Origin of the sequence: Micromonospora sp. NPDC000121, assembly GCF_042899165.1 — a bacterium.
In the GTDB taxonomy this organism is placed as follows: domain Bacteria; phylum Actinomycetota; class Actinomycetes; order Mycobacteriales; family Micromonosporaceae; genus Micromonospora.
Window position 1 is genome coordinate 215607 of the sequence record NZ_JBIAZP010000010.1, and the last position, 23676, is coordinate 239282.

At 68.9% G+C, this 23676-nt stretch carries 25 protein-coding genes and 1 pseudogene; 12 read left to right on the plus strand and 14 right to left on the minus strand.

The genetic code is table 11. The features are described 5' to 3' along the window. Positions 1 to 287 precede the first annotated feature (287 nt). From ACFY23_RS25390 to ACFY23_RS25400, 3 genes are read left to right on the plus strand one after another with little or no spacing between them, the layout of a single operon-like run. Positions 288 to 680: a GntR family transcriptional regulator gene (locus tag ACFY23_RS25390; protein ID WP_350676634.1), complete on the plus strand. Its 393-nt coding sequence runs from the start codon at positions 288 to 290 to the stop codon at positions 678 to 680. Continuing rightward, positions 677 to 1573, plus strand: a complete 897-nt coding sequence (locus ACFY23_RS25395) for an ABC transporter ATP-binding protein (protein ID WP_350676632.1) — start codon at positions 677 to 679, stop codon at positions 1571 to 1573. Before ACFY23_RS25390 ends, ACFY23_RS25395 begins: the two co-directional genes overlap by 4 nt. Beyond that, positions 1570 to 2574: an ABC transporter permease gene (locus tag ACFY23_RS25400; RefSeq protein WP_350676630.1), complete on the plus strand. Its 1005-nt coding sequence runs from the start codon at positions 1570 to 1572 to the stop codon at positions 2572 to 2574. The genes ACFY23_RS25395 and ACFY23_RS25400 overlap by 4 nt, the downstream gene beginning before the upstream one ends. A gap of 295 nt (positions 2575 to 2869) precedes the next feature. On the opposite strand, the gene ACFY23_RS25405 is transcribed toward ACFY23_RS25400, so the two are convergent. The 3 genes from ACFY23_RS25405 to ACFY23_RS25415 form a co-directional block, all read right to left on the minus strand. After that, positions 2870 to 3430 carry a TetR family transcriptional regulator gene (locus tag ACFY23_RS25405; RefSeq protein WP_350819280.1) on the minus strand — a complete coding sequence of 187 codons (561 nt, stop codon included), beginning with the start codon at positions 3428 to 3430 and terminating at the stop codon, positions 2870 to 2872. Continuing rightward, entirely contained in the window at positions 3430 to 3942 is a 513-nt protein-coding gene (locus ACFY23_RS25410) for an FBP domain-containing protein (protein WP_350676724.1), read from the minus strand. The genes ACFY23_RS25405 and ACFY23_RS25410 overlap by 1 nt, the downstream gene beginning before the upstream one ends. 704 nt (positions 3943 to 4646) lie before the next feature. Beyond that, the gene (locus ACFY23_RS25415) at positions 4647 to 4832 is read right to left on the minus strand and encodes a hypothetical protein (protein ID WP_350676626.1); all 186 of its coding nucleotides are present in this window, start codon (positions 4830 to 4832) and stop codon (positions 4647 to 4649) included. Positions 4833 to 4979: 147 nt separating this feature from the next. On the opposite strand from ACFY23_RS25415, the gene ACFY23_RS25420 reads away from it, so the two are divergent. Further along, the gene (locus ACFY23_RS25420) at positions 4980 to 5741 is read left to right on the plus strand and encodes a DUF6928 family protein (RefSeq protein WP_350676624.1); all 762 of its coding nucleotides are present in this window, start codon (positions 4980 to 4982) and stop codon (positions 5739 to 5741) included. Between the two features lie 161 nt (positions 5742 to 5902). Here ACFY23_RS25420 and ACFY23_RS25425 read toward each other — a convergent pair whose 3' ends face one another. After that, positions 5903 to 6559, minus strand: a complete 657-nt coding sequence (locus ACFY23_RS25425) for a hypothetical protein (RefSeq protein ID WP_350676622.1) — start codon at positions 6557 to 6559, stop codon at positions 5903 to 5905. Between the two features lie 507 nt (positions 6560 to 7066). On the opposite strand from ACFY23_RS25425, the gene ACFY23_RS25430 reads away from it, so the two are divergent. After that, positions 7067 to 7534: a hypothetical protein gene (locus tag ACFY23_RS25430; RefSeq protein ID WP_350676620.1), complete on the plus strand. Its 468-nt coding sequence runs from the start codon at positions 7067 to 7069 to the stop codon at positions 7532 to 7534. A gap of 483 nt (positions 7535 to 8017) precedes the next feature. Beyond that, positions 8018 to 8419, plus strand: coding sequence for a hypothetical protein (locus ACFY23_RS25435; protein WP_350676619.1), 402 nt, complete (start codon positions 8018 to 8020; stop codon positions 8417 to 8419). A gap of 232 nt (positions 8420 to 8651) precedes the next feature. Here ACFY23_RS25435 and ACFY23_RS25440 read toward each other — a convergent pair whose 3' ends face one another. Then, complete coding sequence (locus ACFY23_RS25440) at positions 8652 to 9440, minus strand: class I SAM-dependent methyltransferase (protein ID WP_350676617.1); 789 nt, start codon at positions 9438 to 9440, stop codon at positions 8652 to 8654. Positions 9441 to 9569: 129 nt separating this feature from the next. After that, positions 9570 to 9665, minus strand: a pseudogene (locus ACFY23_RS25445) (IS5/IS1182 family transposase); the annotation flags it as partial. 192 nt (positions 9666 to 9857) lie between these two features. Here ACFY23_RS25445 and ACFY23_RS25450 point away from each other — a divergent pair. The 5 genes from ACFY23_RS25450 (at position 9858) to ACFY23_RS25470 (ending at position 14419) form a co-directional block, all read left to right on the plus strand. Beyond that, positions 9858 to 10142 (plus strand): hypothetical protein, encoded by a 285-nt coding sequence (locus ACFY23_RS25450; RefSeq protein ID WP_350676615.1) that lies wholly within the window; start codon positions 9858 to 9860, stop codon positions 10140 to 10142. A 163-nt stretch (positions 10143 to 10305) separates the two neighbouring features. Continuing rightward, entirely contained in the window at positions 10306 to 11214 is a 909-nt protein-coding gene (locus ACFY23_RS25455) for an aminoglycoside phosphotransferase family protein (RefSeq protein ID WP_350676613.1), read from the plus strand. A gap of 266 nt (positions 11215 to 11480) precedes the next feature. Then, positions 11481 to 12674: an FAD-dependent oxidoreductase gene (locus ACFY23_RS25460; RefSeq protein WP_350676611.1), complete on the plus strand. Its 1194-nt coding sequence runs from the start codon at positions 11481 to 11483 to the stop codon at positions 12672 to 12674. Further along, a complete protein-coding gene (locus ACFY23_RS25465; RefSeq protein ID WP_350819282.1) occupies positions 12671 to 13588 on the plus strand; it encodes an RNA polymerase sigma-70 factor in 918 nt (305 codons plus the stop codon). The genes ACFY23_RS25460 and ACFY23_RS25465 overlap by 4 nt, the downstream gene beginning before the upstream one ends. A gap of 405 nt (positions 13589 to 13993) precedes the next feature. Next, on the plus strand, positions 13994 to 14419 hold the full coding sequence (locus ACFY23_RS25470) for a hypothetical protein (protein WP_350676721.1): 426 nt from the start codon (positions 13994 to 13996) through the stop codon (positions 14417 to 14419). Between the two features lie 59 nt (positions 14420 to 14478). On the opposite strand, the gene ACFY23_RS25475 is transcribed toward ACFY23_RS25470, so the two are convergent. The 8 genes from ACFY23_RS25475 to ACFY23_RS25510 all read right to left on the minus strand — a co-directional run bounded on the left by ACFY23_RS25475 (position 14479) and on the right by ACFY23_RS25510 (position 22700). Beyond that, positions 14479 to 15057, minus strand: a complete 579-nt coding sequence (locus tag ACFY23_RS25475) for a suppressor of fused domain protein (protein WP_350676607.1) — start codon at positions 15055 to 15057, stop codon at positions 14479 to 14481. Positions 15058 to 15293: 236 nt separating this feature from the next. Next, positions 15294 to 15743 (minus strand): hypothetical protein, encoded by a 450-nt coding sequence (locus ACFY23_RS25480; RefSeq protein WP_350676605.1) that lies wholly within the window; start codon positions 15741 to 15743, stop codon positions 15294 to 15296. Between the two features lie 966 nt (positions 15744 to 16709). After that, positions 16710 to 17459, minus strand: coding sequence for an SIS domain-containing protein (locus tag ACFY23_RS25485; RefSeq protein ID WP_350676603.1), 750 nt, complete (start codon positions 17457 to 17459; stop codon positions 16710 to 16712). After that, positions 17452 to 18606 (minus strand): hypothetical protein, encoded by a 1155-nt coding sequence (locus ACFY23_RS25490; protein ID WP_350819284.1) that lies wholly within the window; start codon positions 18604 to 18606, stop codon positions 17452 to 17454. The genes ACFY23_RS25485 and ACFY23_RS25490 overlap by 8 nt, the downstream gene beginning before the upstream one ends. Positions 18607 to 18692: 86 nt before the next feature. After that, a complete protein-coding gene (locus ACFY23_RS25495) occupies positions 18693 to 19628 on the minus strand; it encodes a BadF/BadG/BcrA/BcrD ATPase family protein (RefSeq protein WP_350676599.1) in 936 nt (311 codons plus the stop codon). Next, complete coding sequence (locus ACFY23_RS25500) at positions 19625 to 20524, minus strand: carbohydrate ABC transporter permease (protein ID WP_350676597.1); 900 nt, start codon at positions 20522 to 20524, stop codon at positions 19625 to 19627. Before ACFY23_RS25500 ends, ACFY23_RS25495 begins: the two co-directional genes overlap by 4 nt. Beyond that, positions 20524 to 21474, minus strand: a complete 951-nt coding sequence (locus ACFY23_RS25505; RefSeq protein ID WP_350676595.1) for a sugar ABC transporter permease — start codon at positions 21472 to 21474, stop codon at positions 20524 to 20526. Before ACFY23_RS25505 ends, ACFY23_RS25500 begins: the two co-directional genes overlap by 1 nt. Continuing rightward, a complete protein-coding gene (locus ACFY23_RS25510) occupies positions 21453 to 22700 on the minus strand; it encodes an extracellular solute-binding protein (protein ID WP_350676593.1) in 1248 nt (415 codons plus the stop codon). Before ACFY23_RS25510 ends, ACFY23_RS25505 begins: the two co-directional genes overlap by 22 nt. A 182-nt stretch (positions 22701 to 22882) precedes the next feature. On the opposite strand from ACFY23_RS25510, the gene ACFY23_RS25515 reads away from it, so the two are divergent. Next, entirely contained in the window at positions 22883 to 23656 is a 774-nt protein-coding gene (locus tag ACFY23_RS25515) for a GntR family transcriptional regulator (RefSeq protein WP_350676590.1), read from the plus strand. Positions 23657 to 23676: the final 20 nt, after the last annotated feature.

Below are 23676 nucleotides of genomic sequence, written 5' to 3' on the forward strand. Positions count from 1 at the left end.
TCCCCCGACTCGGCCGTGGGCCTATGCGGAGGCCAGACCGCCGTCGGTTTTCGCCACGATCAGTTCACGTTGGAGCTCGGCCAGCGCGGACAGCATCCCAAACATCGTCCGACACTTCACTGTGGCGGTGTCGATGGGCTGCACAAGGCGTGCAGAGCGATCCCGCGCTCGCGCAGGTCGGTTCTCAATACCGCAGCGTCGGGACGAAGGGTGCCGCGCTGGACCCCCTGCCAATCCGTCCACACAGGAAGCTATAGTGCTAGGCAACTAGTTAAATGGAGGAACCGGTGATTGAGTTCCACCTGAACAGCCGGTCCGGTCTGTCCCCGTACCAGCAACTGGTCCAGCAGGTGCGACATGCCCTGCGCCTCGGCCTGCTGAAGGAAGGCGACAAGTTGCCGACGGTCAAGGACGTGGCGAAGCAGATGGCGGTCAACCCGAACACGGTGCTCAAGGCGTACCGCGAGCTGGAGCACGACGGCCTGGTGGCAGCCCGCCCCGGCGTCGGGACGTTCGTGACCCGGACGCTGGCCAACGCCACGCTCGCCGCGCACGGACCGCTCCGTAAGGACCTGCAGCGCTGGCTGACCAAGGCCCGCCTTGCCGGGCTCGACGAGGAGAGCATCGAGGCGCTGTTCATGAACACCTTTCGTAACGCCGCCGGAGAGGACGTAGCGTGAGCGCTGTCTTGCGCGCCCAGGGCCTGGGCAAGAAGTACAAACAACGCTGGGCGCTGCAGAACTGCGACCTGGATGTCCCAGCCGGGCGCGTGGTCGGTTTGGTCGGCCCCAACGGCGCCGGCAAGTCGACCTTGTTGAACCTGGCCTCCGGCATGCTGACCCCGACGGCCGGCACCATCGAGGTGTGCGGCGGCCGACCCGCTACGGGTGTGGAGCAGCTCGCCAAGGTCGGTTTCGTTGCCCAGGACACCCCGACCTACGCCGCGCTGAGCGTCGCCGACCACCTCGACTTCGGCAAGCGCCTCAACCCGAACTGGGACGACGCCGTGGCGCGGGAGCGGATCCGTCGCCTTGGCCTGGACCTCAAGCAGCGGGCCGGCAAGCTGTCCGGTGGCCAACGTGCGCAGCTCGCCCTCACCCTGGGCATCGCCAAGCGCCCGGAGCTGCTCATCCTGGACGAGCCGGTCGCGGCCCTCGACCCGCTCGCCCGACGGGAGTTCATGCAGGATCTGATGGAGGCCGTTGCCGAGTACGAGATGAGCGTCGTGCTCTCCTCCCATCTGGTCTCCGACGTGGAGCGGACCTGCGACTACGTCATCGTCCTGGTCGACTCCCAGGTGCAGGTGGCCGGCGACATCGATGACCTGGTCGCCTCGCATCACCGGCTCACCGGCCCGCGCCGTGCCCCGGACACGCTCCCCGCCGGTCAGCACGTCATCTCCGCCAGCCACACCGACCGCCAAACCACGCTGCTGGTCCGCACCCACACGGATGTCCACGATCCGTTCTGGACCGTCAGCCCCCTCGGCCTGGAGGACATCGTCCTGGCCTACATGACCCGCCCCGCAGACGCCGTCCGCGACTCCCGACCCGCCCTGAAGGTGCTGCGATGATCTGGCTGACCTGGCGCCAATTCCGTGCACAGGCCGCGGTGGTCTTCGCCGCGGTAGCGGCCCTCGCCGCACTCCTCGCGGTCACCGGCCCGCAGCTCGCCGACCTCTACAAGACCGCTGGAAGCGGCCTCGTAGACCGGCTCTCCAGTGCCGATCAGACCGTCTACTACGTCGGACTGACGGTCGTCCTTGCCGTGCCGGCCGTCATCGGCATGTTCTGGGGTGCGCCACTGCTCTCCTGTGAGCTGGAGACCGGCACCCACCGCCTCGTGTGGAACCAGAGCGTCACCCGCACGCGCTGGCTTACCACCAAACTCGGCTTCGCCGCGCTGGCCACCATGACCGCCGCCGGACTGGCCAGCCTCGCGGTGACCTGGTGGGGCGGGCCCATCGACCGAGCTGTCAACAGTGGCGGTGAGAGCAGCACCTACCTTCCACGACTCGATCCCGTGGCCTTCGCCGCACGTGGTGTCGCCCCCATCGGCTACGCCGCCTTCGCCTTCGTCCTCGGCGTCACCCTCGGCGTCCTCATCCGCCGCACCCTGCCCGCGATGGCCACCACACTCGCCATCTACACCGCCATACAGATCGCCGTGCCGATGTGGGTCCGACCCCACCTGGCCGCCCCGGACCAGACCACCGTGCCGATCGTTGCCGGCACCCGCCTCGGCATCCACGAGGACGGCAAGGAACTCGTCGTGCCACTCGACGAGCCCGGTGCCTGGCTCACCTCCGAACAGACGCTGAACGCTGCCGGCCAGCCGGCCCCCGTGCCGCCGTCCTTCGCCGACTGCCTGCGCACCGAGTCGGGCCTGCCCCCCATGGATCAGGTCGACCGCTGCGTTGCCGACCTCGGCAAACTCGGGTACCAGCAGCAGGCGACCTATCAGCCCGCCGGCAACTTCTGGGCCCTGCAATGGGCCGAGACCGGGCTCTACCTCGGCCTCGCCCTGGCCCTGACCGGGTTTTGCGTCTGGTGGATCCGCCACCGACTGAACTGACAGACGGCACCCAACACGGGACGACCCGCGACAGGGGCAGCCGGGTCCCGGCTGCCCCCTCGCGGCGCTGCTGCGGGTTGTGAGCGGTGTCGATGCTGGCCACCGCCCGATCTGTCGCGGATCTCCCGACACATTCACAGGCGGCGAATCCAGCGCAGCAGGGCGATGGTCCGCTCGACGACCCACCGTCGGGTGTGCGGAGCGCGCCCGACGGTGGGTCGGGCGATGACGCCGCACATGCGTACCCGCCGGGAAGTCGTCGCGGTCGCCCGCAAGGAAAAGGGTGCGGGTCAGCTCAGCCCGTCTCTGCTCGGATCGCCGACAGCATGACGTCACGGGCCGGTACGGGTGAGTCCTCGGTGATGCGGGTGAGCCCGGCGAGCCCGACCCCAAGCATGAGGATCCGCCAGGCGGCCGTTCGCGCGTGCGCGGCGTCGGAGTCCCCGGCCAAGACCGAGGCGAGGACGTCGGCCAGCCGCGTGAGCGTCTCGACGTAGCTCCTCGCGACGAGGGGACGCTGCTGCGCGTGTGCGTTCGCCTCGGCCCACCGCGCAAGCGCGTGCCCGTCCCCGTCGGCACTGACGAGGTCGGCGAAGAAGAGCACGAGCGCGTCGTGCGCATCGAGGCCGTCGACCTCGCGCTCGTACTCATCGATCTGCTGCGCGGCGTAGTGCCGCCAGGCCTCCCCGGCGAGTTCGTCGGTCGACGCGAAGTGGTGGTGGATCTGACCCTGCGACCCGCCGAGTTCGTCCGCCACGATTCTGGCCGTCACCGCGCTCAGGCCGTCGCGCTCGACCACGGCGGCCGCCGCCTCCACGATCGATCGGCGCCGCTCTGCACGCGACAGGTACGCCATCATCCCCTCCCTCGTACGGTTCGCGGAGTGCTCGACACCGAGCGTAGGAACGAGACGGTACGCGCCCGCAGCCCCTCCCTGCGCGCCTGAATGATCTCGTCGATCGGTGGGTCGAACGGCCCGAGGACAGGCGCGCTGTGCACCTTCGTGACGCAGTCGAGGTCGGTGCACACGAGGATGCCGAGCGTGCTCAGCCGCTGGCGCTTGTCCGCAGAGGGGCGCGGCGCGGCGAAGAGAGCGACCTCGTTGAAGCGGCGCATGAAGTGGCACAGCGAGCACATGACCGCTCGCCCGCCGAGCTCAGCCCGGCTCGGACTCTGGCGGAGCATTGCGCCCGACGCCGTGCCGTCGATGTCGGTGACCAGGTAGGCGCGCAGTGGCGCTCGGGGATCTCGCCACCCGAGGTAGTCGAGCTTGTCCCACGCGACCTCGTCGAACCAGGCCGGCAGACGCACCTTGCTCTCGACCGCGTCCAGGTTCGCGATCGCACCCCGCACCTCGTCCCGGCTCATGGCCCGCACGACGTCACCTCCTGGCCGATTCTGTACACGGTTACAAATTGTAAGTCGGTACAAGTTCCTCGTCCAACGGATTCCGGTGCGACCCACCGTCCGAACTCCTTTCACCCCGGCAGGAGCCGACCCATCGCCTCCTGCGCCCCGCTTGCACCCTCAACCTGGCCGCACGGCCTGAGGCGGCCGTCGACGCACCCGGACTCACCGAAAGGGTCGGTACCGCCGCGCCCCGATCCTCACCTCATCGATCGTCGACGGAACGCCGCGCTCACGACGGTGCCGGACCCGTCGCAGCGAAAGCACCCGACCTGATCGGCCGGAACATCGCAGCCCAGGCCCGAACCAACGCCACGTCGGCGACATCACCTACCTGCCGGCCGGTGAACGCGGATTCCTCTACCTGGCCACCGTCATCGATCTGGACGCGATCCGGGTCAACGATCCCGGGCCCGGCCGGCCCCGCAAGCGACCGGATGTGCTGATCGCGGACAAGGGGCTACGCATGGCTCGACTCGTCGAGCCTGCGGCAACGCGGGATCCGGCAGGTCATCCCGCCACGATTTGACCAAGTCACCCGCAGGGCCGCCAAGGGCAGCGCCTGATCGCCGCCACCATCCGGCTCCCGTGATCGACACCGACTGCCCTATGCGGCCACCTGACCAGAGCTGACGAACCAGGTATCCGATCCCACATCAATCGGCTCATCGATCCGAGGCCCGCACGATCGCGGCGATCTCTGCCGTCATCGGCCACATGTCCATGACCCAACCCTCAGGCCTCACGTCGACGGTTGCGCGCAGTGGCCCTACGACATCTGATGGCAGATCCCAGGACCGCTCCAGGAAGCCGTCCGCACCGAACTTCTCCACCATGTTGACCACGACCACGGCCAAACCCAAGCTCGCAGCCTCCCGCCACATGCCTCCCAAGATCGGCAGGACAGGCCTAGACGATCATGTTGCTGGCCTACTCGGGGGCTCGGAGCCAGGTAGTGTGCAGGCGCTTGTCCTCGGCCGAAGATCTGGAGGTGCGACGTGGGCGCGAAGACAGCCCTGCTAGCGTTCGCCGACGGAGATATCCGCCCCGCCTTGCTTGGTGCGACTCGCTCTAACCGAGCCGAGACCGAGGCGTTAGTACGTCAGGTCCACCCGGGCTACGTCGTCGAGCCCGCCGACGACGGCACGTTGTTCGAGGACATCTACCCGCCAGACGACGTCACGTACGCCACGGTGGTGGCTGGGGTCGAGCTGTACTGCGACCGGCGGCTCATGCTCGACCGCCCGTCTGAGCTGCCAGAACACCTGCGCCAAGCGGGAGCGGGCAGGCGAATCATCATGCACGGGATGCACTCGGTCGTGGACTGGCTCGGCTTCGCGGTCTGGGAAGACGGCGTGCTCATCAGATCGCTGAGCCTGTCGCCCGACGGCGGCATCCAGGAGAACATCGGCACGCCCTACGACTTCGAGCTGCCGTACTGGGCAGGCGAGCACCCCGTGAAGCCCGCACCAGGCTGGCCTAACCAGGGACCGTACCCGCTGCCGTTCCATCCCCTTGAACTGGGCGAGGAAGCCCTGCGCGCGCTGTTCGGTTTCGTCATCGAGGGTCGTCCCAAGTCGGACGACATCGACACGGAAGCTGTTCATCTACACGGCTTCCGCGTGACCGACCCGTCCGGCGAGGAACAGGCCGCGCGTGAAGCCATGTACGCGCAGGCACTACGCGCCATGGGCCCGCCGCAGAGGTTCCGAATGGGAGCGGACGGGACGTGGCACGAGGTCAGCCTCGACAGTTTCTGATTGCCTGTCCGTCGATCGGCAGAGTGTCACGTAGGTCCTGATACCGATCTATCGCGCAGGTCATGGGACCGGACAGCCGGCTGCCGGCGATGTCGGGTCTCAGGGGCCTGTGTGACAGATCAGTTCCGGGGCCCGAGTGACACGTGCGGCTTGACCGCCGCCTACTGGCAGCCGTAGGACAGGGTGGAGACGGCTAGGAGGGTGCGCGGGTCGAACCTGGTCGTCCAGGGCTCGCCGGCCTCGGTGCGAACCTCGATCTCGTGCTCGCTCAGGAATCGAGCCGTACCAAAGGTGTCCTCGGGGCCAACCGGATCGAACGGCGTGGCGAAGCATGCCAGGTCCTGGCTCGCTTCCCGGCTCCTCAGCCCGGCCCGTGACCGGATCCGTAGGACATCGAAGCCCGCCATGAACTCCGGGTAGTGCAGCAGGACAACCTCGAACGAACCTCCCGGGGAAACGCCTACAACCCGGGTGTTCCCGTCTGGCTCGTAACCGTAGAGCGATGCGCCCAGAGAAAACTGGACGCCGCCCCAAGCCATGACCAACGCCAGGACTGTCGCGACCACAGCCACCACCCGCGCCAGCACTCGCCGTAGCACAAGCCATGCCGCGACGCCGAGTAGCACCGGTACGGCGAACAGCACAGTCGCCACGACTGACGAGCGGCCGAACGGCATCAGGTGTACGTAGTGCCACGGATTGCGCGAGGCAACGAACACGGCCGACACCGCAACCACGACCAGGCCGGTGATCACCATTGCCAGCACGCGCCGATGGACGACGGTCATCGGTCGCTGCTCGAATCCCCGCTCGATCACTCGCTCATCGTGGTTGGCCGCCGAGGCCCCGGCTACCCCCAATCTGTGTCGTCAGCCTGCCGGTGTGCTGCCCTTGGCCCAGCGGCGCAGCCGACGCTACCGCCCACCCGGTCCTCACCGCCGCCCACCGCCCGCGCGAAAATCGGCAGGGAGACCCGCCGCAAGCCCCGACCCGCGCAGATGATTCAGCCCGGAAGGCGCTGCCGGCTTGGCCGGCTGGCGGCCTGACGTCGATCCCCATGCAGGACGGGGCGGCGGCGTGGTCGGTCACGGTCGGGCAGCCCTCAGGGACATCGGTGTCAGGATCCAGTCCTGGCCGGTTCGCTCGCTGCCTGGTTGGAAGGCGACGCCCTCGCAGGATGGCCGTTGCTGCTGTTGATCGTCGGCATCATTCCGGCCGTCATCGCAGTGCATCTGCTGTGGCGGCGCCACGCCGAGCGAAGCCGTTGACCGGACCGCGGGGCACAGGAAGCAGCCCCGCTCACGCTGACCAGAAGGAGATCCGCCGTGCTGGGCTGGCTGGAACGCACCGCGCTGGCCGAGGCGATCCGGAGCAGCATGTGGGCCTATCCCGCCCTGGAGATCGTCCACCTGCTGGGGCTGGCCCTGCTGGTCGGCACGGCCGTACTGTTCGATCTGCGGCTGCTTGGCGCGGACCGTACGCTGCCCGTTCGGCAGGCGGCCGCGCGGCTGCTGCCGCTGGCCCGGACCGGTTTCGGCGTCGCTGCCCTCTCGGGGGCGCTGATGTTCGTCACAGGCGCGAACGAATTCGTCGGCAACCCGGCCTTCCAGCTGAAGATCGTCCTGCTGGCGGTAGCCGGCGTGAACGTCCTCGTCTTCCACCTCGGGATCTACCGGAACGTGCGCCGCTGGGAGACCAGCGGCAGCCCGCTGGCGGCCCGCGCCGCCGCCGGGATCTTCCTCGCGGCCTGGACCGCCATCGTGGCCTGCGGGCGGCTCATCGCGTACGTATAGGCGAACGATCTGCTGCGATGCGCCCAGCAACTCCAGCGTCTCCGCGCCGGTGAGGTCCGGCCGCAGCGCCACATCGGCTGGCACGTACGCGGTCGCCGGTGCGCCACGCTCCATCACCCGAAAGACGAGTACGAGCAAGCCCTGCGCCCCCTGACCGTGGGCAAATTGGCGGGCACAACAGGCAACGCCTTCGGACACGCCGGGCCGTGACGCTCGCGTGACGGCCCGCACCCGTCATGGTCGGAGCGATCGACTGCCGCGCCGCCCCCGACCGCCCGAACCCGGCGGCAGGCAACCAGTCGCCTGAGCCGTGAAACAGGCGACGTGACTGTCAACGCCGAGCTGACCGGCCCGGACCCAGTGTGGGGTCATGTGGCTACCCGAGGAGCTGGGTCTCCGAGCGGCGTCCGAGCCCGATGTCAGCGGCGGATCCGGATGCCGGCCCGGTCAATTGGCTTGGTCACCGATGGGAGGATCGGCGGTGTGCTTGAACTGCCCGAAGGACCGTGGTGGGACTGGGACGTGCTGCACTTCGACGGCTCTCAGCTTCGGATGGCCGCGGGACTCGACCTGACCTACCACCACGGTCTCGAAGTGGTCTTCACCGACGTCGCATACCTGGCCTGCCCGACCCAGTTCTGGGATCCTCGGTTCCGAGAACCCACCCTCGACGAGCGTGCACTGGTGCGTCGGCATGTCGGTCAAGAATCACCAGTGATCGTTGCCTTCGACGTCGATGCACCGGACGGGGGCGATCCCCTTTCCTGTCTCGTCGCAGCAGAGTCGGTTGGCGTGGTACCCGGCCTGGTCTACCGCTACTGGCGTGACAACCTCGCTGCTGGAGAACGCCTGGCTCCGCACGTGCGGCCGTCGGAGACATCGTGAGGCCCGCACTTCTGCCGAACCTTCGCCTGCTCACAGCAACGCCCAAGTCCCAGTGGACCGAGGCTGTCGGTCGGCGCTTCTATGATCACGGCCATGTCGGCTGCCTTCACCAGTTGTGGACCCATGACGTCTGCCGCGAGCTCAAGAAACATCGCGTCGGCGAGCGGCCCCCGGTAGCGTTCAGCGGGGTGCAGCAGTCACTTCCCCGTTGGACCAGGGGGAAGTACAGCTCTCAATCGGGCGTGCCGAACTGCAGCCAGACGCGGATCCGCTCGGTGACCTTGTCGCGCCCTCCGAGGGCGTCACGGACCTCGGCGGTAAACGAGGCTCGGCCCTGCATCGAGGGCAGCCGGTCGGCCGACATGGCGGAGAAGACGCCGCCAACCATGTCATCGACGGTGAGCGGTGCGTCGTACTGCACCGACGACTCCGCGTATCGGTAGCCGGCACGAACGAGGGCGTCCTGGTTGCGTAGGCGGCCGGCCTCGTCGGTTTGGCAGGTCGCTGTGACGGGGTGCCCGAGCAGCCGTTCCAGACATTCGCGCAGTGCCCCGGACCACTCGGCGTCCTGCAGCCACAGCGGCGCTCCGTTAGTGACCACGGCGACGCCGCCGCCTGGACGCAGCAGCGGCCGGACAGCCCTGAACAGCGCGTCGCGGTCCATGAAGTGGATAGCGACAGCGACGGTCAGCGCGCCGACCGTCCGTTCGCCGAGTAGCCGACCCAGCGCCGGCAGGTCGCTGTCAGCGCCGAGCATCCACGTGGTGTTGACCGTTGCATCGTCGAGGGCGGCCCGGCGGGCCAAGGCCAGCATGTCCGGCTCCGGGTCCACGCCGATGACGGCCCCGACCCGGGCGGCGAGCGGCAGGCTCAACTGGCCGGTGCCGCAGCCGAGGTCGACCACAGTGTCTCCGGCGCCGAGGCCGAACGCTTCGACAAGGGCGTCGAGCACCTCGGGCGGGTAACCCCGCCGGTGCCTCGCATAGTACGTCGCCACCTCACCGCCGAAGCTCGCTCTCATGTCGACAGCCTGCCCGCAGCACAGCTCGGGAAGCGAGCGATTCTGCCTAGGGCATGGTCAACGTGTTGCTGCTTGCGCAACGCCACGGCGAGGTCCTCGGTTGGGGGAGCTGCAGCCATGAGGTTGTGCTCAAGCCGAGTGGCGCTGCTCTTCCACGGGCTGAAGGACGAAGATCGCGGCGAGCAGGGCGGTGGCGCGGCGTGGGCAGCAGCGCAGCTTGGTCAGGAGTTCCAGGTTTGGCAGAAGATCCGTTTGAGGGTCTTGTCGCCGCTGGCGGCCCGGCGTAGGAAGGGCCACTGTTCGCCCGTGTCGCGAGTGACAATGTGGGATCGCTCTGGTCGGCCTCGACGAGGAAGACTCGTCGACCTCGACGACGAGCTACGCGCGGCGTTCCGTGAGCTGGCGATCCCTTCACCTGTGGGCGTCGCCAGGGGTCTGCAGCAACTCTCCGACGCGCGCCGGTACGACGTGCCCGCCACCGTCGTCGCCTGCGAGTTCTCGAGCACGACCCTCAGAGATTGGATGGAGCAGGGGGACCCGAACCTGCAAGAGCTCGCAAAGCTGCGCGACGTCGACTACGTCGACCTGCCCACGGACCATTGGCCGCAGTTCACCCGGCCCGAGGATCTGGCGCGGGCGATCCTCGACGCGTCGGCCCCGCCTGATCGCCCGACTCGTGGATTCAGCTCACGCTGCCGGTAAGGGCTCATCACGCTCGTCAGCGCGAGCGCGTGGCGCAGCACGCCCGGCGACGTAGCGCCCGCTCGGCGGCAAAATGAGCACGTCTTGCTTCGGTCACTCGTTCGGGCCGTGCGCTGATGGAAAGTCAGTGGCTTGCCTTGGCACCTGACGGAAGGATCTTGGCATGACCATGCACCAGAACGAGGTCCCGGTCGACGAGGGAGTTGTCAGGTCGCTGCTGAATGAGCAGTGCCCGCAGTGGGCCGATCTGTCGCTGTCGCCAGCGGGCGCAGGCACCGACAACATCATGTACCGGCTGGGTAGTGATCTGCTCGTGAGGCTCCCGCGAACCGCTGACAGGGCGCGGTCCCTGCGCAAGGAGCAGGAATGGCTTCCTCGTCTGGCACCGCTGATGCCCTGTTCGGTCCCGGAGCCACTGCATGCCGGCATGCCTACCACCGCCTACCCGCTCCCTTGGTCGATCTACCGGTGGATCGACGGCGACGAAGCCCAGCCGGAAACCGTCCAGGACTGGTCGACCTTCGGCACCGATCTGGCGACCGTCGTACGCGAACTGCACGATGTCGACCTCATGGGCGCAGCCCGCACGGGTGACCTCAGTTGGTACCGCGGGGGACACCTGCGGGACTGCGACGAGTGGGTCAGCAGGTCTCTTACGGACTGCCGGGCCAGCGTCGGCGGCGAAATCGACGTCGAGACCCTGGAACGGTTGTGGCGCGAAGCGCTCGCCCTGCCCGAACCCTCAGGACCTCATGTGTGGCTCCACGGCGATCTCAAGCCCACCAACCTCCTTGTACAGGACGGCAGGTTGCACGCGGTCATCGACTTCGGCGGCCTGTCGATCGGCTTGCCCGACGCCGAGCACTCCACGGTGTGGGACCTGCCGCCCCAGGCGCGACACGCCTACTGGGACACCATCGAACTCGACGATCTGACCTGGACGCGCGCCCGCGCCTGGGCCATCGCGGTGGGTGCCAGCGGCATCTCGTACTACTGGCACACCTACCCGGCATTCGTCGCCGAGTGCCGAAGCCGCCTCCAGGCGATCCTCACCGACGCCGCCACACGCTAAGTGGTCGGCTACGGAAGTCCGTCGGGGGTTGGCTCCCGGAGGCGGTCGTGGGCGCGCCGCACCGGTCGCAGTGATGAGGATCGGTGATTTGGGTGCGGTTCGTTTCGAGTTGAGCCCGCGATCAAGTGCTGATGCCGCGCACGCCCGCTCCCTCTTCGCAATGTGACGCGGGTCATGTCAGCGCCCATGTTACGAACGGAACGGCAGCTTGCGTCTGCTGGTCGTCCGCACAGCGGAACGACCGACACGAAAGAGACAGCAGAGCGATGAACGCGACGACAACGCAGCAGGACGAGGTCCTGGTCCTGGGCGCCGGCTACGCCGGGCTCTCCGCCGCGATCCAACTCGCGGCCCGCACCAGGAAGCGTGGGAACCTGCGAGTGACGCTGGTCAACCCCTACGACACCTTCACCGAGCGGCTCCGACTGCACATGACTGCCACCGGCCAGGAGACCGCCGAGCTGAACATCCCGGAGCTGCTGGACGGCACCGGCGCCGGCTTCGTCCGCGGCTGGGTCACCGCCGTGGACGCCGAGGCGAAGACCGTCCGGATCGACGACAACCGGGTCCTGCGCTACGACACCCTGGTCTACGGCCTGGGCAGCATCGCGGACACCGTCGCGGTCCCCGGCGTGGACGACCACGCCTACACCCTTAACAGCCCGGAGGACGCCGCCCTCCTCGCCGACCGGCTGACCCGGCTCGACGGCGGGACCGTCGTGGTCGGCGGCGGCGGCCTCACCGGCGTCGAGGCCGCCGCGGAGATCGCCGAGCGGCACCCGGAGCTCCAGGTGGTGCTGCTGGGCCGGCAGGAGCCGGGCGCGAGCATGCACCCGAAGGCCAAGGCCTACCTGGACGCGGCGCTCGCCCGGCTCGGCGTGCGGGTGCGCAACGGCGTCGAGGTGACCAAGGTGCTGCCGGACAGCGTCGAGCTCGCGGACGGCTCCAGCATCCCGGCGGCCGCGGTGCTGTGGACCAGCGGCACCCGCGTCTCGCCGCTGGCTGCCGCCGCGGGCCTGACCGTCGACGAGCGCGGCCGGGTGGTCACCGACAGCGCGCTACGCTCGGTCTCCCACCCGGACGTCTACGCCGTGGGCGACGCGGCGGCGATCCGTCAGGGCTACGGCGTGATGCACGGGACCTGCCAGGGCGGCATGCCCACCGGCGTGCCCGCGGCCCTGTCGATCCTGCGGGTGCTGGCCGGCAAGGAGCCCAAGCCCTTCCGCTTCGGCTACTACCACACACCCGTCAGCCTGGGCCGCAACGACGCCGTCGTGCAGTTCACCCACCCCGACGACAGCCCGCGCCGGATCGTGCTGACCGGCAAGCGGGCCGCGAAGTACAAGGAGGCGGTCACTGCCGCCCCGTGGCCGACCTTCGCCCGCATGAAGAGGATGCCCGCCTCGGGCGCGTTCTGGCCGCACGGCGGCCGCTACACCCGGATCCGGAGCGCCAAGTGACCCAGCCGCAGCAGGCCAGCCCCGACCAGCTCGCCTTCCAGCAGTACCGCACCCTGCTCTTCTCCGTCGCCTACCGCATCCTCGGCACCGCCGCCGACGCCGAGGACCTGGTCCAGGACGCCTGGCTCAAGTGGTCGTCGGCCGACCGTTCCCAGGTCGCCGACCCCAAGGCCTATCTAACCCGGATCGTCTCCAACCTGGCGATGGAGCGGCTTCGTTCGACCCGCCACCAGCGCGAGACCTACGTCGGGACATGGCTCCCCGAGCCCATCCTCACCGGCCCGGACACCGCCGACGGCGTCGCCACGGCGGACCCGGTCTCCATGGCCCTGCTGGTGGTCCTGGAGACGCTGAGCCCCCTGGAGCGCGCGGTCTTCGTGCTGAAGGAGGTCTTCGCCTTCAGCTACGCGGAGATCGCGGAGGCGGTGGAACGTTCGGAGACGGCGGTCCGGCAGGCCGCGCACCGCGCCCGCGAGCACGTCCAGGCCCGCCGGCCCCGTTTCACCGCCGACCGCGCCCGCCAACGCGACGTCACCGAACGCTTCTTCGCGGCGACGACGGGCGGCGACATCAACACCCTCATGGAGGTGCTCTCCCCGGACGTGACGCTGTGGACCGATGGCGGCGGCAAGGTCCGCCAGGCCTTCAAGCCGGTCGTCGGTCTGGAGACCGTGGCCCGTTGGTTCGCCGCGCTCGGCACCGTGACCTACCAGGGCATCGAGCCCGGGCAGATGCGGGCAGAGCTCACCTGGATCAACGGCGGTCCGGGCGTGGTCTTCCGCAGCCCGGACCGCGTGGTCGCCACCCTGACCTTCGACTTCGACCCGGAGGGCCGCATCTCGACCATCCACAACGTGGCCAACCCCGACAAGCTCCACGCCGTCGCCGACGGAACTCGGCACGAACTCGCGTGACCCGCCCGATCGTTGTCGACGCCCTCCAGAATCCCCGTGAGCGCCCGGGCCCGCTGCCCCAACATGGCCCGGGCCCAGGTGGAAGCAGATGCGGCAGGCTGTGGCCGTCGTGAGTCCATTTCGGCTGATCGGCTTTCCCGCCTTGCCTGTTGCCGCCGCGCGCCCGATAGTCCTGACCGCTGCCGAGCGGTACCGGTTGAAGGAGGCGGCGTCGCACTTGTGTGACGAGCGCTTCGCGGCAGGTCCGGATAACAGATGGCGAGGCGGACAGCTACGCGTCATTGTTGCGCGGTGATCACCATCCAACGAGTGCGGGTGCGGTGGAGCGCTGCAGCACGCGGCGCTCGGCAGGCCGACCTCCGTCGTGGCCTGAGCTGCCCGGTGCCTCTTCCTGCCTCACTTCCGATGTGTGACGTGGCCGTTCACGAGGTGCTGTATGACGAGGCGACCGGCTACGTGCGCCATGACGAGGTGCTCAGTGGGGGCGTGGAGCGAGCCCGCGACGTGGGCTTGTGGCTCATCCTTGAGGGTTCCGCGGTGATCGTGGAACGGTTGCCAGGCCGGGCGGCATTTCCCCGCGACCGTGGTGCAGCCCGCCTGTTCCCACTCGCATCGGGGCAGGTGGGCCGCTACCGGGCCAACTTCCGGTTCACATTCACCGAATGCGCCTGCAATCCCAGCTGGTTCTACGAGGACTGGGCAGTGCATGTCGCCAATGGTCCAGTGGGGCCCGAAAGGTTTGTCCAACGCGAACCCGACCATGACGCCGACAACCGCGTGCATCTTTACGGCGGCACGATCAGGCCCGCCGGAGGCAGCCGCCACCGCTAGGACCGGTCGGCGCGCGGCCAACGGCAGATCCGGATACTCGGTTACCCGCCAACCGAGGCCTACGAGCTCAACTGCTCCAGCGCCACTTCCCCTCGACCGGGGTCCGCCAGGTCCGGGTTCTGAGCCGCGAACGCTTGCTCCAACGTCCCCCACCCGGACTTCTGGATCACCTCAGCTTCACCGGTGGTGATCGGAACCAACCACGTCAAAACCACCTGCACGGTTTCGGTGTGGCAGACAGCAAAGGGCTCCGGCAAGTACCTCGGGCTGATCGCGACCATGGCCGTGGTCTGACTGCCCGGGAAGAGTGGCCCACGCGGACCGATCACCTGCCCATGCTGCAACCCGGCCCTGCGGCGCACCATCTCACCGGCCACCTGGAACAACAACCCTGCCGCCCGAGCCGGATAATCGTCGGTTGGAACATGCATCACCAACTCTTGGTGCAAAGCCTCCCCGGCTGCCAGGCCGAGATGACGCCGCGACAGCCCAACGGTCACCAAGGTCGTGACCCCGCCGAACGGCACGTCAGGGCCAAACCACGCCACCTGAACGCCTTCCGGCGTCGCATCATCGCCCCGACTTCCGCCCGCGATAAGCCCAAGGAACGACTCCAGGTGTTCGATCAAGCCAGCCACTCGATGATCATCCCCGATGCGTCGACGACGAAAGGCTCCGACCCAGTCACCATGCAGCGGTTCCAGCGCAACCTCGATCCGCTGACCATCGCAAGTGCGCTGTCCTCGGCAGGTCCGGGCGTTCTCAGATCCGCCAGCCAACTACCGGCGGTAACGCTAGATCGGCGGCATGACAGGGCGTTCGATCAGCAGCGCGTCCCTGTCCGTCCCGCCCTAGCGATCTGCCGTGGACGGCGTTACTGGCTCGCAGGTGCCCGATGCCCGTAGTGGTGCTCGTGTAGCAGCGGGTCGGTCGCCACGACGAAGTCGATCACTTCCCAGAACTCGCTGAGTTTCGGGTGGGCCAAGGCCTCGGCTCGAGTGAGCTTGTAACCGTAGAGGGGGCTATCTGGTGCCACCGAGGCAGCGTCTACCGCGGTAGCCCCAGGCAGATCGCTGCCGGCGCCTGGGCCGAAGCGGCAGCCGAAGGTGAGGTGGTCGTCGTAGTCGGCGTCCCGACCCCACGTACCGAATACCACGTCAATCCAGCTTTCGCGTACGCCGGCGTGGTTGTAGCAGGCGGCAAAGAAGACCGCGTACGGGAGCCTGTCACGAGTCACCATGCACCAGGTGTGGCGGCTGGGTTGCCCACAGCACTCACAGGTCTTCTCGGCGCCGCCACGGTAGGACTCATCGGTCTCCAGCACTGCAAGATCTTCCCAGCCGCGGCACCGCGCCGCAACGCCATGATCAGCTGACCGTTGAGCGTCCTCAACATTCGGATTCCTGCGGCTTGGGCCAGGTGCTTGAGTCGGCGGGTGGCGGCGTGCCGGTCCATTCGCACACCGAGGGTGTTGCGCAGGATCGGCCCGCTGGTGCGCTCATCGACGACTCTGTCGATGGCTCTGGCGACTGCGGGTGGCAGCGGGACGAGGACAACCTTGCCGCCCTTGCCGCACACACGCAGGACCCGGTGGCCGTGCTCCTCGCCCAGGTCGGCGATGTTCGACCCGCAGGCGCGTCGATGACGCAGATTCGGTAGAAGCCGACCACGACGGACAGGCGCCGTGAGACCGTCGAGGGCTGGTGCCGGCGGACGTCTTGCAGCCAGCGCACGTACCGCTCGACGGGTTCTTGCCGAGCATCGAGCCTGACCACGACTGAACACGCGCTTCTCGGCACGAGCGCGCGCAGCGGGCAGCCTGCGTGCACGTCACGCCGCGTGACCGCCTCTGCAGGCTGCCGCGCAAGCTCGGCGGCATGAGCGCGCACCCGATCATGGAGGATCGTTCGGGAGCCCGCCTACACCGTTGGTTCAGTCCTTCATCGGGTCAGCCAGCGCGGGCCGACCGGATGCTCCCACGTCCACCGCCGCTGCTCCGACGGACGGTCGGCCTCGGGACCGGCGCTCGTCGTCACCCCGCGACCCTACCGGCTGGAGACACCGCAACGGGGCGTTCGTGGACACCGAAGCATCGGCACCCGCAACGTCAACGCATCCGCTCATCGACCAGTAATCGTGCCCGGGTCTTGCAGCCTCCCCGGACGGGACGGGCCGAACGACCATCCGGGGAGGCTGCTGGCCCTTGGGGTGCCGCAGGCCGGGGAACGGAGACCCGACGGGAGACGGTCGTCTTCTCTCCCGTCGCCGAAGGTCTTTCGTCCGGGGCGGATCAGGGTTCGATCGGCCGGACCTGATCCCGGTACCGCTCATAGAGGCCGCGATTGTGCGCGTCGCCCTGAGCGAGATTCGCGGATACGTGGACGGGCGGGTCGATGCCGCGGGCCAACAGCCGGCGGCAGACCAGTTCGGTGAGGAGTTGCGCGATGAGGACTCCGGTGAGCGACGACACCGCCCCTGTCCGCACTCCTGGGGTGATCTCCAGTGCCGCGTCTCCTGCCGGCGCGTGGTTGTCGATCACCACATCCGCCAGGTCGGCGAGATGCGGTCCCTGGGTGGAACGTGCACCGGCCGAGCGCGTGTGGGCGAGTGAGGTGACCGCCACGATCGGATGCGCGCGGTCGCGGGCCAGCGCCGCCATCTCGGTGACGGCGGCGTTGATGCCGGAGTTGGAGACGATGAGGAAGGCGTCGTGCTTGGACGGTGCGGCGAGGCGGTAGATCCGCTCGGCCAGACCGGACTCGCGCTCGTACGTCGGGTCGAGGATCGGCCCCGGGTCGGCGCCGCCGAACATGACGAGGTCCTTGACCGCCAGCATGCTGACGGCGGCGAGCCCACCGGCACGCCCCGCGAGTTCGAGGGTGACGATCCGCGAGTGGCCGGTCCCGAACGCCTGTAGGACGCCGCCGGCGGCGATGGCGTCGGCGACGAGCCCGGCTGCGGCCTCGATGGCGTCGAGTTCCGCGGCCAGAACCTGTTCGAGTGCGTTCCGGGCGATGGCGGCGTAGGCCGGCTCAGGCACTGATCCTCCTGGGGTGTTCCCGGTCGCCGACGGCTTCGACGGCGGCTTCGACGGCAGCCTCGACGACGATCTCGCCGCTGCCCGAGGTGACCGGACTGACATAGGTTTCGTAGCAGGGTTGCGTGTCGCGGGCGGGTAGGTAGCCGAGGTAGCCGTTGGCATAGCCGAGGACCACGATGTCCCCCACCTGGTCGGGCGCTGCCGAACGGATCGTTTCGCCCAGCTCCAGGAACAGCTCGCCGGGTACGGCCACGACCGTGACCCCGTCGAGGTCCACCGCCTCCACGTCGACGACGTACGGTTCGGTGCGCCGCCGGGCGGCCTGTTCCTCCGCGATCCGCCTCCCCTGTTGCAGGACCCAGCGGATGCGTTCGTTCCTGCCCTCTGGCAGCGGCGGCTGCCGCAGGGCCGCGTCGAGTTCCGCGGGCTGCTTGGGGGCGAGGGTGACGGTTCGCGAGATCGGCGGCCGTACCGGCGTCGGGGTGCCCCCGCCGACGTGCGGCGGCACAGGTTGGACCCGGTCGGCCAACCAGGCCCCGAGCCGATCCACCTCGTCGAGCCCCCGCCCCTGACGGGTCTGCCGGGTACTGATGTCGCCGGCGGCACCGGTGGCGACGACCACCCACCTGCCTGGCGCGGACAGCGCCCGGCGGATGCCGCCGTTCAGGTCCGCGCTCACATGGTTGTTGTCGGCGGGAAGGATGGTCGGGTGGACCGGGGAGATCACGACCAGCCCCACCACGTCGGCACCCGCGGTGACCGTGATGGTGTCGACGGGGATGTCCAGCGGGCCCGCGTCGGCGACGTTACGGCGCCCCGCCAGCTTGGGAACCAGTGTGCGGACGTAGCCGAGTCTGGCGGCGCGCTCGGACGCAATGGCGGACCGTGCGGCCGCCAGCGATGCGGCTTCGAGCCGGTCGGCGACATGCCGTGGCGTGGCCTCGCCGCCGGGGCTGCAGCCCGCCTCGGGACTCGCGTGGGTGTGGGTGGCGGCGACCCAGCAGGATTGCACGCCGATGTCCCGCATGGCGCTTCGGATCCGCTCGACGACGTCGACATTGACGCAGATCAGGTCCGCGACCACCAGCGCGAACCGGTGGCCGTCGTCGGCGAACGTGACGGCGTGGACCTCCAGCGGGTCGAGCACGTTCTGGACGCCGTCGGAGCGGTCGGCGTAGCCACCCATGGGTTCTCCGGGCACGACCTCGAGCCGCGCCACCCCGTGTCCGACCCTCATGCGTCGCCACCGCTTCCGTGGCTCGCCAGCAGGCGTGCGTAGGGGTCGGCACCGCTCAGCAGCGCCGGACCGCCATCGAGCGGCTCCGCTCTGGGCGTGACCAGGGACAACACCCTGGCCTGGAGTTCCGCCGCCAGCGCCTGGTGGAGCGCGTTCCCCGGGGCCAGGAGCCGTCCGCTGAAGGACACCCGCCGGGCCGCCCCGCTGAGACCGAGCCGGACGGCTGCCACCTGCGCCGCGTCGGCGAGATCGGCCGCGGCCCGGGCACAGATCCGGCCCGCCACCGGGTCGGCCTGCACGGCCGCGTCGAGCACGTCGCGGGCGAAGGCCGCGGTACGGGCGACCATGGCGGGGTCCCGGTAGTAGCGCTGCAGCGACGCCAGGTCGATGCCGCCGAGCGCGGTGACGAGACGGTCGGCCAGTACGGTTGCCGGCCCGACCTGGTCGTGCGACGCGGTCGCGGCGCGCATTCCGGCCAGTCCGATGGCGTACGCGCTGCCCCGGTCGCCGAGGTGGGGGCCCCATCCGTCGAGCCGGGCGTGGTCGCCGTCGGCGTCCACCGCGAGCACGGTCGTCCCGGTCCCGACACACAGCAGTACGCCGGGACCGCCGAGAGCGCCGGCGTGCGCGAGGATGCTGTCCTCCACGACCACAGCCCGGCCGCCGAACTGCCGTTCGAGGGCGAGTGCGAGACGTCGGCGTTCAGCGTGCTCCCCCGGTACGCCGGTCAGGCCGGCTACCACGCCGGCCACCTGTGCCGGTAGGGAGATCGTCGCCGCGGCGCCACGAACGGCGGCCAGGATCCGTTCGACGCCGTCCTCGTGAGGCTGGTAGGAGAAGCCCGGGCCGACGCCGAGCCGGCGGCCCGCCGGGGTACGCAGCAGCAGCCGAAGTTCCGATTTGCCGCCATCGATGGTGATCGTCGTGGTCATCGTGACATCCCTGCGGTCAGCCCTGCGACAATCTGCTTGGTGGCGAGCGCGAACACCACGGCCAGCGGTACCAGGGCGATCACGAGTCCGGCGAACAGGGTGCCGCGGTCGGCGGCGAACTCGCCGAAGAACCGGGTCAGCCCGACCGGAATGGTGTACTTGTCGCCGCTGCGCAGCAGTACCAACGGGTAGAAGAAGTCGTTCCAGGTCGGCGCGAACTGGAAGACGGTGGCCACCGCGAGCGCCGGCCGCATCAGGGGCAGGGCGACCGACACGAACAGCCGGCCCTCGTTCGCCCCGTCGATCCGCGCGGCCTCCTCCAGTTCACCGGGCAGTCCCCGCATGAAGCCCATGATCACGAAGACCGAGAACGGGATTCCGCTCGCCGCGTAGAGCAGCACCAGCCCGATCCGGCTGTCGATCAGACCCATCGACTGGAACATGTAGAACACCGGCAGCAGGCCGAGTTTCGCAGGAATCATCAACCCGGACAGGAAGAACGCCGCCAGCAGGGCGCGGCCCCGGAACTTCCACCTGGCCAGGGCGTACGCGGCCATCGCCGACACGCTGACGCACAGCGCAACCGAGGCGCAGGTGACGGTCAGGGAGTTGATGAAGTACGTCGAGATCGACGCGGTCTGCCACGCGCGGGTGTAGTTGCTCAGGTCGAACGAGCTGGGCAGGCCGACCGGCGCGCGGAGGATCTCCGCGTTGGGCCGGAGCGAGCCGATCAGCACCAGCAGCAGCGGGCCGAAGGCGATCGCGGCATACGTCCACAGCAGGAGTTGGCTGCCCGCGCCGTGCAGCAGCGACCGCTGGCGGGTGCCGCGCCGACGTACGGTCTCGGCTCTGACCTTCCGTGCCGGGCGGGGGGCGGTGCGGAGGGTGGTGCTCATCAGTGGACCTCCCGACGGCGCAGCGCCCGCTCCAGGGCCAGGGAGACGCCGAAGATGAGCACGAAGATCAGCATGGCCAACGCCGACGACTCTCCGATCGCGTTGCTGCCGCCTTGGAAGGCGGTCCGGTAGTAGAGCAGCCCCAGCACGTCCATGGCGCCGCCGGGCCCGCCGTCGGAACCGCCCAGCGCGTAGACGAGGTCGAAGATGTTGAAGCAGCCGATGAACGTCAGCACGGTGATCACTCCGACGGCCGGCATCAGAAGTGGGAACCGGATGCTCCAGAAGGTCCGGGTCGGTGACGCGCCGTCCATCGCGGCTGCCTCCTCCAGCTCCTGGGGAATGCCGGCCAGAGCGGCGCCGAAGATGAGCATCGGTCCGCCGATCCACTGCCAGGCGTTGACCAGGATCAGTACGGGCAGCGCGAGGTCCGGCTCGCCGAGCCACGGGCGCGCCCAGGCGTCCAGGCCGACCGCGCTGAGCGCGAAGTTGATCGGGCCGAAGGTGGGGCTCAGCAACAGCGACCAGATGTACCCGACGATCAGCGGGCTGATCAGGTACGGGAGCGAGAAGAGCGTCTGGAACAGCCGCTTGCCCCAGGGGTTGCGGTGCAGGAGCACCGCCAAGCCGAGCCCGATGGTGTTCTGGATCGCCATGGTGCCGACGAAGAAGAGCATGTTGTGTCCGAGCGCGGCGGGGATCTCGTCGCTCAGCGGGTAGCGGGTGAGGATCTCCCGATAGTTGCCGATCCCGACGAACTCCCCCTGGCGGGTGCCGTCCCAGCGGAACAGCCCGTAGTAGAAGGCGGTGACGAGCGGCACCACCAGGAACAGCCCGTAGAGCGCGATCGCCGGCAGGCAGAACGACGTGATCCACCCTGCCGAGACCCGTCCTGCCCGGCGGCGTGACCGCCGGGCAGGACGGACCGTCAGTTCTTGGGCCGGAACCACTGATCGACCCCTCGTTGGATGTGTGCGGCCACGTCCGCGGCGTTGCTTCGACCCAGGACGTAGTCGGAGAACGCCTCGGAGGCGAGGTCCCAGGCGGTGGGTGTGCCGCCGGAGAAGTACGCGTAGGTGACGTACGGGCTGGGGTTCGCCTGGTACCCCTTGAGTGCCTGCGCCAGGAGTTCGTCCTGCGGCTCGACGCCCGGTACCGGGGAGATCTGCTGAAGCTCGTTGGACAGCGCCTTGCCGAAATCCTCCGTCGCCATCCACCGCACGAGGTCCAGCGCCGCGTCCCGGTGGCGGGACTTCGTCGAGACGCCGAACGACCCGTCGACGTAGCCGGGCACCAGCGTCTTGTCGACCGCCGCGCCGGGTGCCGGCGGCACGTTGAAGATGCCCATGTCGAGCTGTGGGTTGGCCTTCTTGAACCCGGCGAGCTCCCACACGCCACCGGGGAACATGGCGGCCCGGCCGGAGGTGAAGAGGGCCTGCGCGTCGCTGTAGTTCACCCCGGACGCCTGCGCCGGCCAGTACTTCTGGGTGCCCTTCCAGGTTTCGAGCGACTTCACCCAGGGCGCGTCGGTGAACTTCGCCGAGCCGTTGAGCATCTTGGTCAGGTAGTCGGGGCCGCCGTACGTGGTGGCTCCGAAGATCTCCTGCTCGATCGGCAGCATCCACTTGTCGGTGACGGTGTTCGCCAGCGGGGTGACGCCGGCCTTGCTGAGCTTGTCGAAGCCCGCGATCATGTCCGCCCAGGTGGTGGGGGCGGCGATGCCGTTGTCGGCGAAGATCTTCTTGTTGTAGATGACGTGCAGCGTCTGGATCGCGAACGGAACGCCGTAGACGCGCCCGTCCTTCTCGCCCTTCGCGCCGTCGAGGATCGGCTTCGGGAATCCGCTCAGCTTGTCGACCTGGTCGTCGAGGGGCACCAGGCTGCCGGAGCCGACCAGCGGCTGGAGCAGTCCGTAGGAGCGCAGCTGCGCGACGTCGGGGCCGTTGGCATCGGTGAGGCCGGTCTTGAGGATCGTGTCGTACTCGGTGTTCTTGTAGGGGACGTACTCCACGGTCACGCCCGGGTGGGCCTTCTCGTAGATCTGGAAGATCTTCTTGTACGCCGCGACGTCCTCCTGCCGCCAGCCCCAGACCTTCAGGTTGACGGCGTCGCCGCCACCGTCCCCGCTGTCGCCCGGCGCGCAGGCGGCAAGGGTGACGGCGAGTGTGGCCGCCACCCCTATCACACCAAATTTTCTGGGCATCTCGTCTCCGATCGTTTGGCCGCCCTCCAGACCTGCGGACGCGCCGAGCGTAATACTGGTATAGACCGGAGGTCAACGGGTCGCATCGATGTCGACGGCCGGGCGGAATCTGCCCGTAGGATGGCTCCAACTGCGGGGAAAGGGGATCGGGTCCGGTGCCAAGGAGGCGACACGAGCCGAGCGACGGGGCACTTGAATCGTTGCTGGCGGAGCACAACCGCGGCAAGGGTGAGCACATCAGAGACGTGCTCACCGCCATGGTCCTGAGCTCGCGGGACGGCGCGCTGCTTCCCTCGGAGCGGGTCCTCGCCGAACGGTTCGGCGTCGCCCGGATGACCGTCCGGGGCTCCATCGACGCGCTGGAGTCGAAGAGAATGGTCCGGCGGGTGCCCGGGCGCGGGACCTTCGTGCAGCACCCCACGCTGACCCACTCGGAGATCTTCCGCTCCTTCAGCGAGGACATGCGGATGCGCGGCATGACACCGGGCGCCAAGTCGTACCGCGCCCGTACCCGCCCGGCCACCCGCGCCGTCGCCGCCAGCCTCGACATCGCCCCGGGCGAGCCGACCCACTACATCGAGCGGATCCGTACCGCGGACGGCATCCCGATGGCGCTGGAGCGGACCAACCTCGCCGCGACGCGGTTCCCCAACCTGCTGGCGGTGATGGGGCGCGACGACTCGCTGTACGAGGTGCTGGGCCGCGTCTTCGGGGTGCGGCTGGAATCGGCGCGGCAAACGGTCACCATCGCCCGGCTGACCGACGCCGAGGCGAAGCGGCTCGAAGTCGCGGAGGACAGCCCGGCGTTCCTGATCGAGCGCATCTCGGTGGACAACATGGGAAAGGTCGTGGAGTTCGGTCGGTCGCTCTACCGCGGGGATCGTTACGCCATCCAGATGCACGTCAGCCCCCCGTCACCGGAGGGCTGACGCACATCGGCGGAGGCCGG